General features: G+C 63.1%; 14 protein-coding genes. 8 read left to right on the forward strand and 6 right to left on the reverse strand.

Annotated elements, in window-relative coordinates:
- Positions 1–414 (forward strand): PDZ domain-containing protein (locus EN949_RS26245; RefSeq protein WP_127371825.1); only part of this gene is annotated, 414 nt, incomplete at its 5' end.
- A gap of 43 nt (positions 415–457) precedes the next feature.
- Here EN949_RS26245 and EN949_RS26250 read toward each other — a convergent pair.
- Both EN949_RS26250 and serB read right to left on the reverse strand, forming a co-directional pair.
- The gene (locus EN949_RS26250) at positions 458–1,030 is read right to left on the reverse strand and encodes a GNAT family N-acetyltransferase (protein ID WP_127367535.1); all 573 of its coding nucleotides are present in this window, start codon (positions 1,028–1,030) and stop codon (positions 458–460) included.
- Entirely contained in the window at positions 1,027–1,914 is an 888-nt protein-coding gene (gene serB, locus EN949_RS26255) for a phosphoserine phosphatase SerB (RefSeq protein WP_082826478.1), read from the reverse strand. Before serB ends, EN949_RS26250 begins: the two co-directional genes overlap by 4 nt.
- On the opposite strand from serB, the gene miaA reads away from it, so the two are divergent.
- Entirely contained in the window at positions 1,904–2,872 is a 969-nt protein-coding gene (gene miaA, locus EN949_RS26260) for a tRNA (adenosine(37)-N6)-dimethylallyltransferase MiaA (protein WP_063168274.1), read from the forward strand. The genes serB and miaA overlap by 11 nt on opposite strands.
- Positions 2,873–2,977: 105 nt before the next feature.
- Positions 2,978–3,769: a GGDEF domain-containing protein gene (locus EN949_RS26265; RefSeq protein WP_013531037.1), complete on the forward strand. Its 792-nt coding sequence runs from the start codon at positions 2,978–2,980 to the stop codon at positions 3,767–3,769.
- 217 nt (positions 3,770–3,986) lie between these two features.
- On the opposite strand, the gene EN949_RS26275 is transcribed toward EN949_RS26265, so the two are convergent.
- The gene (locus EN949_RS26275; RefSeq protein ID WP_024501408.1) at positions 3,987–5,816 is read right to left on the reverse strand and encodes an ATP-binding protein; all 1,830 of its coding nucleotides are present in this window, start codon (positions 5,814–5,816) and stop codon (positions 3,987–3,989) included.
- A 154-nt stretch (positions 5,817–5,970) separates the two neighbouring features.
- Here EN949_RS26275 and EN949_RS26280 point away from each other — a divergent pair, with 154 nt between their 5' ends.
- The 3 genes from EN949_RS26280 to EN949_RS26290 are packed head-to-tail and all read left to right on the forward strand — an operon-like array spanning position 5,971 to position 7,419.
- Positions 5,971–6,534 (forward strand): XRE family transcriptional regulator, encoded by a 564-nt coding sequence (locus tag EN949_RS26280; protein WP_127366709.1) that lies wholly within the window; start codon positions 5,971–5,973, stop codon positions 6,532–6,534.
- Between the two features lie 4 nt (positions 6,535–6,538).
- Positions 6,539–6,847: a hypothetical protein gene (locus EN949_RS26285; RefSeq protein WP_013531040.1), complete on the forward strand. Its 309-nt coding sequence runs from the start codon at positions 6,539–6,541 to the stop codon at positions 6,845–6,847.
- A gap of 44 nt (positions 6,848–6,891) precedes the next feature.
- A complete protein-coding gene (locus EN949_RS26290; protein WP_013531041.1) occupies positions 6,892–7,419 on the forward strand; it encodes an N-acetyltransferase in 528 nt (175 codons plus the stop codon).
- 4 nt (positions 7,420–7,423) lie between these two features.
- On the opposite strand, the gene EN949_RS26295 is transcribed toward EN949_RS26290, so the two are convergent.
- The gene (locus tag EN949_RS26295) at positions 7,424–8,299 is read right to left on the reverse strand and encodes a LysR family transcriptional regulator (protein WP_127366708.1); all 876 of its coding nucleotides are present in this window, start codon (positions 8,297–8,299) and stop codon (positions 7,424–7,426) included.
- Between the two features lie 121 nt (positions 8,300–8,420).
- On the opposite strand from EN949_RS26295, the gene EN949_RS26300 reads away from it, so the two are divergent.
- Entirely contained in the window at positions 8,421–9,572 is a 1,152-nt protein-coding gene (locus EN949_RS26300; RefSeq protein ID WP_063168273.1) for a gamma-butyrobetaine dioxygenase, read from the forward strand.
- Positions 9,569–10,159, forward strand: a complete 591-nt coding sequence (locus EN949_RS26305; protein ID WP_063168272.1) for an HD domain-containing protein — start codon at positions 9,569–9,571, stop codon at positions 10,157–10,159. The genes EN949_RS26300 and EN949_RS26305 overlap by 4 nt, the downstream gene beginning before the upstream one ends.
- Before the next feature lie 71 nt (positions 10,160–10,230).
- Here EN949_RS26305 and EN949_RS26310 read toward each other — a convergent pair whose 3' ends face one another.
- The gene (locus EN949_RS26310; protein ID WP_063168271.1) at positions 10,231–12,033 is read right to left on the reverse strand and encodes an NAD(P)/FAD-dependent oxidoreductase; all 1,803 of its coding nucleotides are present in this window, start codon (positions 12,031–12,033) and stop codon (positions 10,231–10,233) included.
- A 122-nt stretch (positions 12,034–12,155) separates the two neighbouring features.
- A partial coding sequence (locus EN949_RS36195; protein ID WP_206534968.1) for a hypothetical protein occupies positions 12,156–12,348 on the reverse strand: 193 nt, incomplete at its 5' end.

Here is a 12,348-nt window from a genome sequence, read left to right on the forward strand (position 1 = left end):
GTTGAACAGACGGTGAAAGTGACCCTCGGCCGGCTCGAGGATGGCGAGAAGGCCGCCAACGCCGAGGAGGGCAACACCGATCAGGACAAGGGCGACAAGGCTCCGGCCGTTTCCACTGCTTCGGTGCTCGGCATGACGGTCGGCGAACTGAACGACGAGACACGCAAGAAGTTCAGCATTGCGGCCGATGTTTCGGGCGTCGTCATCACCGACGTCACCAAGGACTCGGCCGCCGCCGAACGCGGCATCCAGCCCGGCGAGGTGATCACCGAGATCGCACAGGAATCGGTTGCTACCCCCAAGGACGTCATGGACCGGATCGGCGCCTTGAAGGAACAGGGGCGCAAGAATGCGCTCTTGATGCTGGCCTCGAAGACCGGCGAGCTCAGGTTCGTGACGATCAGGATGGACTGAGGTCCGGAAGATCGACAACACGACAACACTGAAAAAAGGGCGGCTAGCGAGCTGCCCTTTTTCTTGCCTGCCAGTCCTGGCGCGACAGTCTGTAGAGGACATGCCGTTTGAGATGCGGATGGCTGTCGGGAATGCTGGGGTGGTCGAAATCGGCGGATGGATCCGCGCTCATGCCGAGGCGTTGCATGACGGCGGTGGAGCGGCGGTTGGCCGCGACGGCGAATGACACGATTTCATCGAGGCCAAGCGTCTCGAAGCCGTAGGCCAGCCACGCTTCGGCTGCCTCGGTGACATAGCCTTTGCCCCAGAACTCAGGTGCCAGCCGCCAGCCGATCTCGATGGTGCCGGCTGGCAGGGATGGCACATGATCGGTGTCGAGGAGACCGATGAAGCCGATGCATTCACCGGTGGCGGTGATCTCGGCGGCAGCAAAACCGTATCCGTCCTTCGTGGTCCAGGCCCGGAGCTCGTCCATCTTGGCATCCGCCTGGGCGCGGTCACGGCGGAATGGAAAGAACTCCATCACCCGGTCGTCGGAGTTGATGCGGTGGAACAGGTCGCGGTCGCGATCCTCCCAGTTGCGCAGGATCAGGCGCTCGGTACGCATTGGTTTCATTGCACAAAGTCCTCCTGCCTGTAGCCCTGAATATAGAGCAGCGCGGTCAGGTCGCCATGATCGATGCGGACCTTGGCCTGTGCCGCCACCGTCGGCTTAGCGTGAAGCGCGACACCGGTACCGGCAAGGCGGATCATGTCGAGATCATTGGCGCCGTCACCGACGGCAATGGCGTCGGCGGGCGTCAGGCCGAGGCGCGCTGAAATTTCGATCAGCGCGTCGGCCTTGGCGGCGCGGCCGAGGATCGGTTCGCCGACCAGGCCGGTGAAGCGCCCGTCCTGCTCGAGCAGGCGATTGGCGCGGTTCTCCTGGAAGCCGAGCATTGCGGCGATTCGCGTCGTGAACACCTCGAACCCGCCAGACACGAGTGCCGTCCAGGCACCGTTGGCGCGCATGGTCCGGACCAGAACACGGCCGCCCGAGGCCAGCGTCAGGCGATTGGCGACGATGCGATCGACCACGGTGGCGTCGAGGCCCTTCAGCAACGCCACCCGCTCGCGCAAAGCCGGTTCGAAGGCGATCTCGCCATTCATGGATCGCGCGGTAATCGTGGCAACATGATCCTTGACGCCGATCTCGTCGGCCAGCTCGTCGATGCATTCCTGGTCGATCATGGTCGAATCCATGTCGGCGATCAGGATTTTCTTGCGGCGGGTTTCTGCTTCTTGGACGATCACGTCGACCGACTCGCTGGCGAGTGCCGTGCGCAAGACGGCACTCGTAGCGGCCGCGTCGGCTGCCTCAGGCAGGACGAGATCGCAGGCGATACCTTCGGCCAGCCAGACAACAGCGCTTGCGCCGACCGACCGTGAGGCCATATTCGCAAGCGACAGCGACAAAGCGCGCTCAATGGGACGGGAAACAAGCGTGGCGATGAGCGGCATGGAACATTCCGGCGGGCAGGCGGGCAAGGGCCGCGTGAAGAACGCGATCCTGATAGCCGGGCCGACCGCCAGCGGCAAGTCGGCGCTTGCGCTCGATCTGGCCGAGCGCAGGGGTGGCGTGATCGTCAATACGGATTCCATGCAGGGCTATTCGGTGCTCGACGTGCTGACCGCCCGGCCGGAGGCGGCCGACCTCGCCCGCGCACCGCATTTCCTCTACGGCCATGTCCATCCGGCGACACCCTATTCCACCGGCGCCTGGCTGCGCGACGTGATGAAACTGATCGACGACGGCACATTCTCCGAACGGACAGCGATTTTTGTCGGCGGCACCGGGCTCTATTTTCGCGCATTAGCCGAGGGCATTTCGGAAATGCCCGACATTCCGCAACGGGTCCGCGACCGTTGGCGCTATGAATTGAAGGAGCAGGGCGCCGTCAAGCTGCACAGCCTGCTGCTGCGCGAGGATTCGGCGGCCGCCATGATGCTCAAGCCAACCGACAGCCAGCGCATCGTGCGGGCATTGGAGGTTCTCGATGCGTCTGGCCGTTCGATCCTGGAATGGCAGGCAGAGCGCGGCCAGCCGCTCATCGACAGGCAAAGCGCGCGTTTCCTGGTGATCGAGCCGGATCGGGCGGCGTTGGTCGGACGCATCGACAAACGCTTCGACCAAATGCTGGACAAGGGCGCGCTGGACGAGGTCAAGCGGCTTGCGGCACTTGGCCTCGATCCCGAATTGCCGGCGATGAAAGCGATCGGCGTTCGCGAACTGCAGGCGGCGATGGCCGGAGGGATTGGCTTTCCCGAGGCAATCGAACGCGCCAAGATCGCGACCAGGCAATATTCCAAGCGGCAAACCACCTGGTTCAGGCATCAATTGGGGCCGGAATGGCTGAGGTTGCACCCCGGTGATGATCTGGAAACCACGATCTCAGCGCTTGCTTCCGATGCAACCTGAAAAGTTTACCTGCAAGGAAAGGTTCCCGTTGTGGTTGTCCAAATTAACCCTCCGTAAGCCCGCCCATGCCATAAGGTCGATGGGCACTTTTCCAACGGGGAGCAGATGCGTTTCCACAAGGCGGAATCAGCGTTTTTCGTCTTTATATTCGTGATCCTGGCCGCCGGCCTGGTGACGCTGCATGCTTATGGACTTCTGCAGTCCTTCGCCGACGAGTTGCATACGGCTTCGGGTCTGGACAAGGTCATCTATCTCAACAAGCTCTTGTTCGCGACCGGCGTGCTCCTGGCCACCGCGCTGTTCTTCGGCATTTTCTTCATCTATCCGCTGATTCGAAAACAGGCGACGGAGGAGGGCAAGCTGCGCGCCATGACGGTCTCGCTCAGCGCGCGGTCGGAAACACTCGAGCATGCGGCGCTGACCGACGGCCTGACCGGCATGCAGAACCGGCGCTATTTCGATGATGCGCTGAAGGAGTATCTCGAGGAGTTCCGGCGCATCGAAAAGCCTGTCGGGCTGATGATCCTCGATCTCGACCATTTCAAGCAGGTCAACGACACCCATGGCCATGACGTCGGCGACGAAGTGCTCAAGGCCGTCGCAAGCTGTCTCAAGGATATGACGCGCTACCACGATGTGGTGGCGCGATTGGGCGGCGAGGAGTTCGCCGTGGTCACGCCCAACATGGACGCCGAGCTTCTGGGCAAGTTTGCCGAGCGCATCCGCAAGGCGATCGCCAACATGTCGGTGCTGTCGGGCAATGTCCGCCTCAAGATCACCACCAGCGTCGGGCTAGCCGTCTGGGACCGCAAGGAAACAGCGGAAGAGTTCTATCGCCGCGCCGACCGCCAGCTTTACGAGGCGAAGAGGCAAGGCCGCAACCGCGTCTGCGCCTAAAATCCCGTCCCTGAATTCGTGAGGCTGGCCGTCTGGCGCCGTTTTCTGCGCTTCCGATGCTCACGGACTCAAATGTCCGCTCCGCTTCGGTTCTCGAAAACAGCACCACCCGACTCAGCCTGACGAATTCCCTGACGGGATTTACCCAAGCGGTCCAGGCAGGGCGCGAGCTTAGCGCGGCTTCTCAATCGGCCGGCAGAACAGCCGGGTCGCAAGCTCAATCGTTTTGCGGGCGCAGGCCGAAGGTTGCGGGCTTGAGGCCGTAGCGCATGTCGAAATCGTCGTCCGATGGCGGGCGTGCGGCGGGTGGCTTGCGGTAGTCGGGGTCGCCGGCCTGGCGGCCTGAATCCACGACCTCGGCGAAGGCCATCGCCTGCTGCGTCGATTTCGGCACGTTGCGCAATCGTTCCACGATCGCCACCAGATCGACATCGTCGCCCGGCTTCGACGTGGCCTCTTCGCGTTTGGCGGTGCCGGGGAGCAGGTGGCTCGGCAGCTTTTCGAACTTCAGCCGCATGGTCGTCGCCACGCCTTCGCCGAAGGCGATGGCTTCGCGCTGGCCCATCGAGGACAGGAAGGCAAGCGTCGAGGCGGAAGAGTCGGCAATCGCCGAGCGGATGATCGCCTGGTCCTGCTCATTGGCAAGCCGCATGGCGAAGAAGGTCGAGCATTGCGACAGGATGGTCGGGTCGAGCTCGCCGGGGCGCTGGGTGACGACGCCGAGATAGCAGCCATATTTGCGGCCTTCCTTGGCAATGCGCGACAGCGCATGCCTGGTCGGCGCGAATCCGAGACGCGGGTCGGCCGGCATATAGCGGTGCGCCTCTTCGCACAAAAACAGAAGCTGCAGCTTGCCTTCGCTCCATAGAGCGAGATCGAAGGCCAGGCGCGCCAGCACCGAACAGACGGAATTGACCACTTCGGACGGCATGCCGGCCATCTCGAAGCAGGTCACGGGGCGGCCATGATGCGGCACGCGGAAGATGTTGCCGATCGTCTCGTGGATGGTGTCCTCGATCAGGCGCGAGTTGAACATGAAGCGATAACGTGGATCGGCCGCCGCCGATTCGATGCGCGTCTTCAGCGATTTGAGCGTCGGGCGATCGGTCTTGCTTTCGAGCATGCCCATGCGCTCATCGATCTGCTTGAGCAGGTCGGCGATGCGGTAAGGCACTGGCGTATCGGCGGTCAGCGCATCGCTGCCGCGCCTGATATAGGAGCCCGAATTCGGGTTGCGGTAGAGATTCTTGGCGGCCGGGATCAGGTCGCGCAAGGCATCGATTTCTTCCGGCTCGGTCTCGCGGCCCCGGAACAGCACCTCGGCGAATTCCTCCAGCGTGAACATCCAGAACGGAAGATCCAAGGTTTTGGAATCGACCCTGACGCAGTATTCGGGCAGCGATGCCGCGAACTCGTTGTGCGGGTCGAGGATCAGGATGCGCAGATCCGGCCGTGCCGCGATCGACTTGCGCAGCAGCAGCGAAACGGCGGTGGATTTGCCGACGCCGGTCGTGCCGACAATGGCGAAGTGACGCGCCAGCGTATCGTCGATAGCGATGTTGGCGGCGATCGTCTCGTCCTGCGCGAGCGTGCCGATCGTGATCGAATGACGCCCGGCAAGGTCATAGACCGCCTGCAGGTCGCGGGTGCGGATGCGATGCGCAACGGCGCCGATATGCGGATAGGTGGTGATGCCGCGGTCGAAGACCGGTCTGGCGCCGGGCTCCGCACCGTCACGGACTTCGCCGATCAGCTCGATGCTGACCTCGATGGCGTTCTGGCCCTCATTGCTCCAGGCGCGGTCCGACTTGCCGATCGCGTAGACAAGGCCGACGGTTCGCGTCGATCCAAGATTGATGGAAATCATCTTCCCGACTGTCCACAGGCCGGTCACCGCGCCGTCGGCATCGTCCGCATAGGCGCTGATGGTGGCGCGAGCGCCGTCGCATTGCACGACATTGCCGAGGATGCGCTTGTCGTTCTGCTCGGTCTGGCGGCGCTCCTGCGAGGTCGGTTCCCCGACGGAGGCTTCGCGTTCGACATACATGGACAGGCCAATCCCCATTTCCCTGGAGAATCGATCCTACCCGAATGGGGTTAAGGCCCGATGAGGTCGGATGGTGTAGAGAGCATTAAGGGGCCTGTGAAAATTGTCGCAAGGCGGCTCTTCTCCGGCGTCAATATTTCGCTATAATAGACATATGGATTATATAGCGAACGAAATTTCCTCGACGATAGGCCGCAGGATACACGCCGAAAGGGTCATGCGTGACTGGTCCCTGGCCGAACTGGCGGAGCATTCCGGCGTCTCGAAGGCGATGCTCAGCACGATCGAGCGAGGCAAGACCAGCCCGACGGCGGCGCTTCTGGTGCGCATCGCGTCGGCCTTCGGCATGACGCTGTCGACCTTGATCGCGCGCGCCGAGCTGCAGGGCGGCGGGCTGCTGCGCGAGGCCGACCAGCCGGTATGGCGCGATCCCGATACCGGCTATGTCAGGCGGCATCTTTCGCCGGCTGGCGATATGCCGCTGGAACTGATCAAGGTGCATCTGCCGGCGGGCGCCAGGGTCAGTTTTCCGGCTGCTTCATACGCCTTCATCAAGCAACAGATATGGCTGATTTCCGGGCGGCTCGAATTCATCGAAGGCGATATGGCGCACAAGCTCGAGCCCGGCGACTGCCTGGCGCTTGGGGCGCCGTCGGACTGCACCTTCCATGCCCTGGAGCCCGGCGCCGACTATCTGGTCGCCCTGGTCAGAGGCTGACACAATGGCAAAGAGACCAAAGCGCTCCCACAATGGGGGGCCGCCTCTCGATGAGTACAAGGGCCCGCCATGGGGCACGGGCGATCCCTATATCTTCCTGGCCTGGCAGGCAGCGCACGCCAAGGCGTGGAAGGCGCCGAGCCACGAGGTCATGCTGTTGCGCATGGACAGAGCCGAGCGGCTTGGCCTGACCTACGAGGAGTACACGCTCGAGATTCTCGAGCGCGGGCGGCACCTCGGGCACGAAGATGCCGACCGCATCAGCGCCATCAAGGCGGCGCGAAAGCGTCGCCGCGCGCGCCATCTGGAGTGACGGCAATGCGCCCGCTTCTATCGCAATCACAGGATATCCCGCACATGAACTCGATCGAGATCGCAACCCTGACCCCGGCTGCCGAGACGCAGGACGGGCTGGCCGAATTGCTGGTCGCAACGGTGGCGGCAGGCGGTTCGGTCAGCTTCATGCATCCGTTGGCGCCGCAGGCGGCGAGGGGTTTCTGGGAGAAATCGCTGGCCGCGGCGGCAAGGGGCGAAAGAGCGGTGCTTGGCGCCTGGGACGGCAAAAACCTGGTCGGCACCGTGACCTTGCTGCTCGACTGTCCGCCCAACCAGCCGCACCGGGCCGAGATCGCCAAGCTGATGACACGCACAGACTACCGGGGCAGGGGCGTGGGAACGCGCCTGATGCGGGCCGCCGAGAGCCTTGCGGTGGAGAAGGGCCGCACGCTGCTGGTTCTGGACACGGCAACCGAGGAGGGCGCCTCAGGCCTCTATGAGCGGTTGGGCTTCACGCTGGCCGGTGAGATACCGGACTATGCACTGAAGCCGCATGGCGGGCTGACCGGCACGCTGATCTACTGGAAGCGAATCGGGCAAATCTCGTAACCGGTCATGCCGGCGCGGAGAGGCGCGACAGCAACCACTGGCGGAAATCCTGCTCGGCGCCGGTCAGGCGCGCTGTCGACGCCTTGGTCAGAAAATGGCCCGATGTGCTGGAGAGTTCGAAGTCGGAAAGGCTGACCAGCGTCTTGCTGTCGAGCGCCGCATCGACCAGCGGCCGCGAGCCCAAAAGCACGCCGGCGCCGGCCTTGGCCGCTTCCATGGCGGCAACGAAGCTGTCGAAGCGGTGCGATCGCCTGGGATGGCCGGCCAGCCTGGCGGCAGCGAACCATTCCGCCCACATCTCGCGCGCGCCGGCAACCAGAAGCAGCGGCAAGGAGGTCCAGTCTGCGTCGCCGACCAGACCCGGAGCCGCCACCGGCACAAGCCGCTCGGCGGTCAGCCTGTCGGCTTCGCGGCCGGGGAAGGATCCGTTGCCGAAACGGATATCGAGCACCGAGCCTGGCAGGTCGTAATCGGTAGGGCGATGGATCGTCACCAGGTCGAGCTGGATGCGCGGCAGTGCCTTCGCGAGATCGGGCAGCGCCGGAACCAGCATCAGCAAGGCAAAGGAAATCGGCGCCCGGATGGTCACGGTCTGGACGGCGCGCGGCTCGAACAGTTCCGCGGTGCTGTTGCCGATGGTGGCGAAGGCCGACTGGATGTGGGGGAGGTAGGCTGCCCCCTCCGGCGACAGGGCGACGCCGCGCGCCAGCCGCGAAAACAAACGTGTCTTCAGCCGCTCCTCGAGAAAGCGGATGTGCTGGCTGACGGCCGCCTGGGTGAGGCCAAGCTCGGCTGCCGCCGCGGTGAAATTCGACAGCCGCGCCGCAGCCTCGAAACTGCGCAGCCAGTCGAGCGGCGGCAGGGGTGTGGTTCGAGACATTAGTATATCGTGGTCATTGGCCAAAAAAGGATAATTTGAATTATGCCTCTCGCGCGATCAACATGCAATCGAAACCCTGCGGATCAGCTGCGGGGGACGCAATGGACAGGAACGGATCTCCATGCTCACCCAGGCGCTGATCGGCGACGAAGGTAGAACAATCGAACTTGGCTGGAAGGACGGGTCGCGCAGCCGCTTTCACGCCATGTGGCTGCGCGACAATGCGCTGGACGACAAGACGCGCAGCGCCGGCAATGGCCAACGGCTGATCACCATCCTCGACATTCCCGCCGACACCAGGATCGGCGCGGCATCGCTCAAGGGCGGCGCCCTGGAAGTCAGCTTCGTGCCGGAGCAGAAAACAGTGAGTTTCCCGGCGGCATGGCTGAGTGCCAATGCCTATGATCGTGACGCGGCCCGCCAGCCCGGCTGGACAGACGAGGCCACCGTGCGATGGACCAAGGCCTCGATGCAGAATTCGGTGCCGCGCGCCGGCTATGCTGCGGCCAGCCATGATCGCGCTGTGCTGGGGCAATGGCTGTCGGCGGTGAAAGCCTATGGCTTTGCGGTGATGGACGATCTGCCGGCCGAATCCGGAGCGCTGTGCAAGGTGTCCGATCTGTTCGGCTATATCAGGGAGACCAATTACGGCCGCTGGTTCGAAGTGCGCGCCGAGGTCAATCCGAGCAATCTCGCCTACACCAATCTCGGGCTCCAGGCGCATACCGACAATCCCTATCGCGACCCCGTGCCGACGCTGCAGATCCTGTCCTGCATCGAGAATACGGTTGAGGGCGGCGAATCCAGCGTCGTCGACGGGTTTGCCGTCGCGGCTGCGCTGCAGGCTGAGAACCCGGAAGGCTTCCGGCTGCTGAGCTCATGCCCGGCGCGCTTCGAATATGCCGGCTCTTCCGGTGTGCGGCTGCAGGCGAAGCGGCCGATGATCGAGCTCGGGCCCGATGGCGAGCTGATCTGCATCCGCTTCAACAACCGCTCGCTGGCGCCGACGGTCGACGTGCCCTTCGCCGACATGGAGGCGTACTACGCCGCCTACCGCCGGTTCGCCGAACTGATCGAGGATCCATCCTTCGAAGTGACGTTCAAGCTCGAAGCGGGGCAGGCTTTCATCGTCGACAACACGCGCGTCATGCACGCCCGCAAGGCGTTTTCCGGAACCGGCAAGCGCTGGCTGCAGGGCTGTTACGCCGACAAGGATGGCCTGCTGTCGACGCTCGCGTCGATAGAACACGGGTTCAAGGAGGCGGCGGAATGAGCGGCCAGGATTTGAACGCGGACAATATCGTCGAATTCATTGCCGACATCTTCGAGCGCCGGGGTGCGGAATCCTACCTCGGCGAACCCGTCACCATGTCGGAGCACATGCTGCAGGGCGCCTGGTTCGCCGAAAAGGACGGCGCGCCGGACGAGCTGGTGGCGGCGGCGCTGCTGCACGACATTGGCCATTACACCAGCGAGTTCGGCACCTATTCGCCCGAGGATGTCGAGGACAAGCATCATGACGAAGCCGGCGGCGAAGTGCTGGCGCCGTTCTTTCCACCTGTCATCGTCGAATGCGTCAGGCTGCATGTCGCCGCCAAGCGCTATCTCTGCGCCACCGATCCGACCTATTTCGGCAGGCTGTCGCCGGCCTCGGTGCATACGCTGTCGCTGCAGGGCGGGCCGATGAATGCCGAGGAGGTGGCCGAGTTCCGCAAGAACCCGTTCCATGAGGAAGCGGTCCGGGTCCGCATCTGGGACGAGAGCGGCAAGATTGCCAACATGAAGACGCGGACGTTTCGCGATTACGTGCCGCTGTTGCAGCGGGTGGTGACGCAGTTCGCGGCGGGTAAGCCGGCGTAATTCCCTCAAAGGAAGGAGGCAGGGTGCAAGCCCTGCCTTCTTTCTTCCGGCTTCGCCGGAATCGCGCTCGCCTACCCCTTGTGATGCACCTGCTGCAGCCCGTAGACCGGCGTCGCCAAGCCGGCCTGCCTGGCCTTCAGCTGCAGCGCCAGGAATTGTGAATAGTGGCGTGACTGGTGCAGGTTGCCGCCGTGAAACCACAGCGCTTCCTGCTGTGTAGGCTTCCACATGTTGCGCAACTCGCCTTCCCAGGGGCCGGGATCCTTGGTGGTGTTCGAGCCGAGGCCCCAGCATTTGCCGACCTTGTCGGCGGTTTCGCGCGATATCAGATCGGCGGCCCAGCCGTTCATCGAGCCGTAGCCGGTGGCGTAGACGATGAGGTCCGCAGGCAGTTCCGACCCGTCGCTGAGCAGGACCGAGTGCTGCTTGATCTCTTCGACGTCGACGCCACTCTTCAGCTTGATCGAACCATCGATGACCAACTGCGATGCGCCAACATCGATGTAATAGCCAGAGCCGCGCCTGAGGTACTTCATGAACAGGCCGGACTCGTCGTCGCCCCAGTCGAGCATGAAACCGGCCTTTTCCAGTCCCTTGTAGAATGCCGCATCGCGTTTCTTCATCTCGGCATAGGCCGGGATCTGGAACTCGTGCAGGATCTTGTAGGGCAGCGAAGCGAAGATGAGATCGGCCTTGGCGGTGGTGATGCCATTCTGCAGCGCCTGCTCCGAATAGAGCGAACCCAGTCCGATTTCCATCAACGTGTCGGACCTGGAGATATGGGTACTCGAGCGCTGCACCATGGTCACGTCGGCGCCGGCTTCCCAAAGTGCGGCAGCGATGTCATGGGCGGAATTGTTGGATCCGATGACAACGGCCTTTTTGCCGGCATAGGCGTCGGGACCCGGATGCTTCGACGAGTGGTGCTGATCGCCCCTGAAGGTCTCCATGCCCTTGAATTTCGGCAGATTGGCTTTGCCGGACTGTCCGGTCGCCAGCACCAGTTGCTTCGGCTTCAGCGTGATGTCCTTGCCGTCACGGTGGACGACAACGGTCCATTCCTTCGTCTTGTCGTCATAGGAAGCGCTTTTGGCCTCGGTCGAGGACCAGTAATTCAGCTCCATTACCTTGGTGTACATTTCCAGCCAGTCGCCGATCTTGTCCTTGGGCGAGAAGACCGGCCAGTTCTTGGGGAAATCGATATAGGGCAGATGGTCGTACCAGACCGGGTCATGCAGGCAGAGCGACTTGTAGCGCTTGCGCCAGCTGTCGCCGGCACGCTCGTTCTTCTCGATGATGATGGTCGGCACGCCAAGCTGCCGCAGCCGCGCGCCGAGCGCGATACCGCCCTGGCCGCCACCGATGATCACCGTATAGGGCTGCGTCTTGAAGCCGAGCTCGGCGGCTTCCCTCTCGCGCTCTTCCTTCCATGTCGGACGGTTCTTGCCCGAGCCGTGCCTGGCGCCCATCGGCCGCGCGAAGCCTGCCGGCTCCTCGTGGCCTTTCAGTTCGGCCATGGTGGTCAGCAGCGTCCAGATCTTGCCGTTCTTCAGCCTGATATGGCCGAAGCCGCGTGCCGCCTCCGTCTCGAAGCTGATCCAGCCCTCGATCAGTTCGCCGCTCTCGGTCGCGTCCTCGCCCTTGGCGATGGCGAAGTGCGATGGCCTGGTGTTCGACAACTGGCTTTTCAGCATGTCGCGGACCTGGTCGCGGCCTTCCATGGTCTTGATGTTCCAGGTGAAGGTAACGAGGTCGCGCCAGTAGCAATCTTCTTGAAAGCAATCGACCGCCTTCTCGATGTCATCGGCAGCAAGCGCGGCGCCGAACTGGTCGAGTACGTCAGACAGTTTCTTGCTAGAGGGCTTGTCGAGCATCAGGTTTCCTCCCGTGAAATCCAGATCGTCATGGTGATGGCTCCGACGGGCTTGCCGCCGGACGATCAAGTATCGTCAGAGATGGCGGCCCTCGTCACGCCCCACCATAGTTTCCAGCGGTTTCAATGGTTTATTCGCAAAATGGGATCACCCGGCGGTTTCGCAATCGCCCGGGCGCCGGAAACGACCGTCCCATTTGTGAATGCCGCGCCGGTCGCGCAAAGTTGATGGTCAAATGCCGCAATGCGGTCACCGGGGCCGATGACAACCGATCGGTGAGAAGCCGGGAAGCGGTGGCGGGCAGCAGGGCGGTTC

The organism is Mesorhizobium sp. M7A.F.Ca.US.007.01.2.1 (genome assembly GCF_003998165.1).
Classification (GTDB): domain Bacteria; phylum Pseudomonadota; class Alphaproteobacteria; order Rhizobiales; family Rhizobiaceae; genus Mesorhizobium; species Mesorhizobium ciceri.

Bases quoted from the DNA above. Each gene is read 5' to 3' on its own strand.
- EN949_RS26310 (WP_063168271.1), bottom strand. From the start codon at position 12,033: ATGCTCGACAAGCCCTCTAGCAAGAAACTGTCTGACGTACTCGACCAG.
- EN949_RS26295 (WP_127366708.1), bottom strand. From the start codon at position 8,299: ATGTCTCGAACCACACCCCTGCCGCCGCTCGACTGGCTGCGCAGTTTC.
- EN949_RS26290 (WP_013531041.1), top strand. From the start codon at position 6,892: ATGAACTCGATCGAGATCGCAACCCTGACCCCGGCTGCCGAGACGCAG.
- miaA (WP_063168274.1), top strand. From the start codon at position 1,904: ATGAGCGGCATGGAACATTCCGGCGGGCAGGCGGGCAAGGGCCGCGTG.
- EN949_RS26250 (WP_127367535.1), bottom strand. From the start codon at position 1,030: ATGAAACCAATGCGTACCGAGCGCCTGATCCTGCGCAACTGGGAGGAT.
- EN949_RS26275 (WP_024501408.1), bottom strand. From the start codon at position 5,816: ATGTATGTCGAACGCGAAGCCTCCGTCGGGGAACCGACCTCGCAGGAG.
- EN949_RS26300 (WP_063168273.1), top strand. From the start codon at position 8,421: ATGCTCACCCAGGCGCTGATCGGCGACGAAGGTAGAACAATCGAACTT.
- EN949_RS26285 (WP_013531040.1), top strand. From the start codon at position 6,539: ATGGCAAAGAGACCAAAGCGCTCCCACAATGGGGGGCCGCCTCTCGAT.
- EN949_RS26305 (WP_063168272.1), top strand. From the start codon at position 9,569: ATGAGCGGCCAGGATTTGAACGCGGACAATATCGTCGAATTCATTGCC.
- serB (WP_082826478.1), bottom strand. From the start codon at position 1,914: ATGCCGCTCATCGCCACGCTTGTTTCCCGTCCCATTGAGCGCGCTTTG.
- EN949_RS26265 (WP_013531037.1), top strand. From the start codon at position 2,978: ATGCGTTTCCACAAGGCGGAATCAGCGTTTTTCGTCTTTATATTCGTG.
- EN949_RS26280 (WP_127366709.1), top strand. From the start codon at position 5,971: ATGGATTATATAGCGAACGAAATTTCCTCGACGATAGGCCGCAGGATA.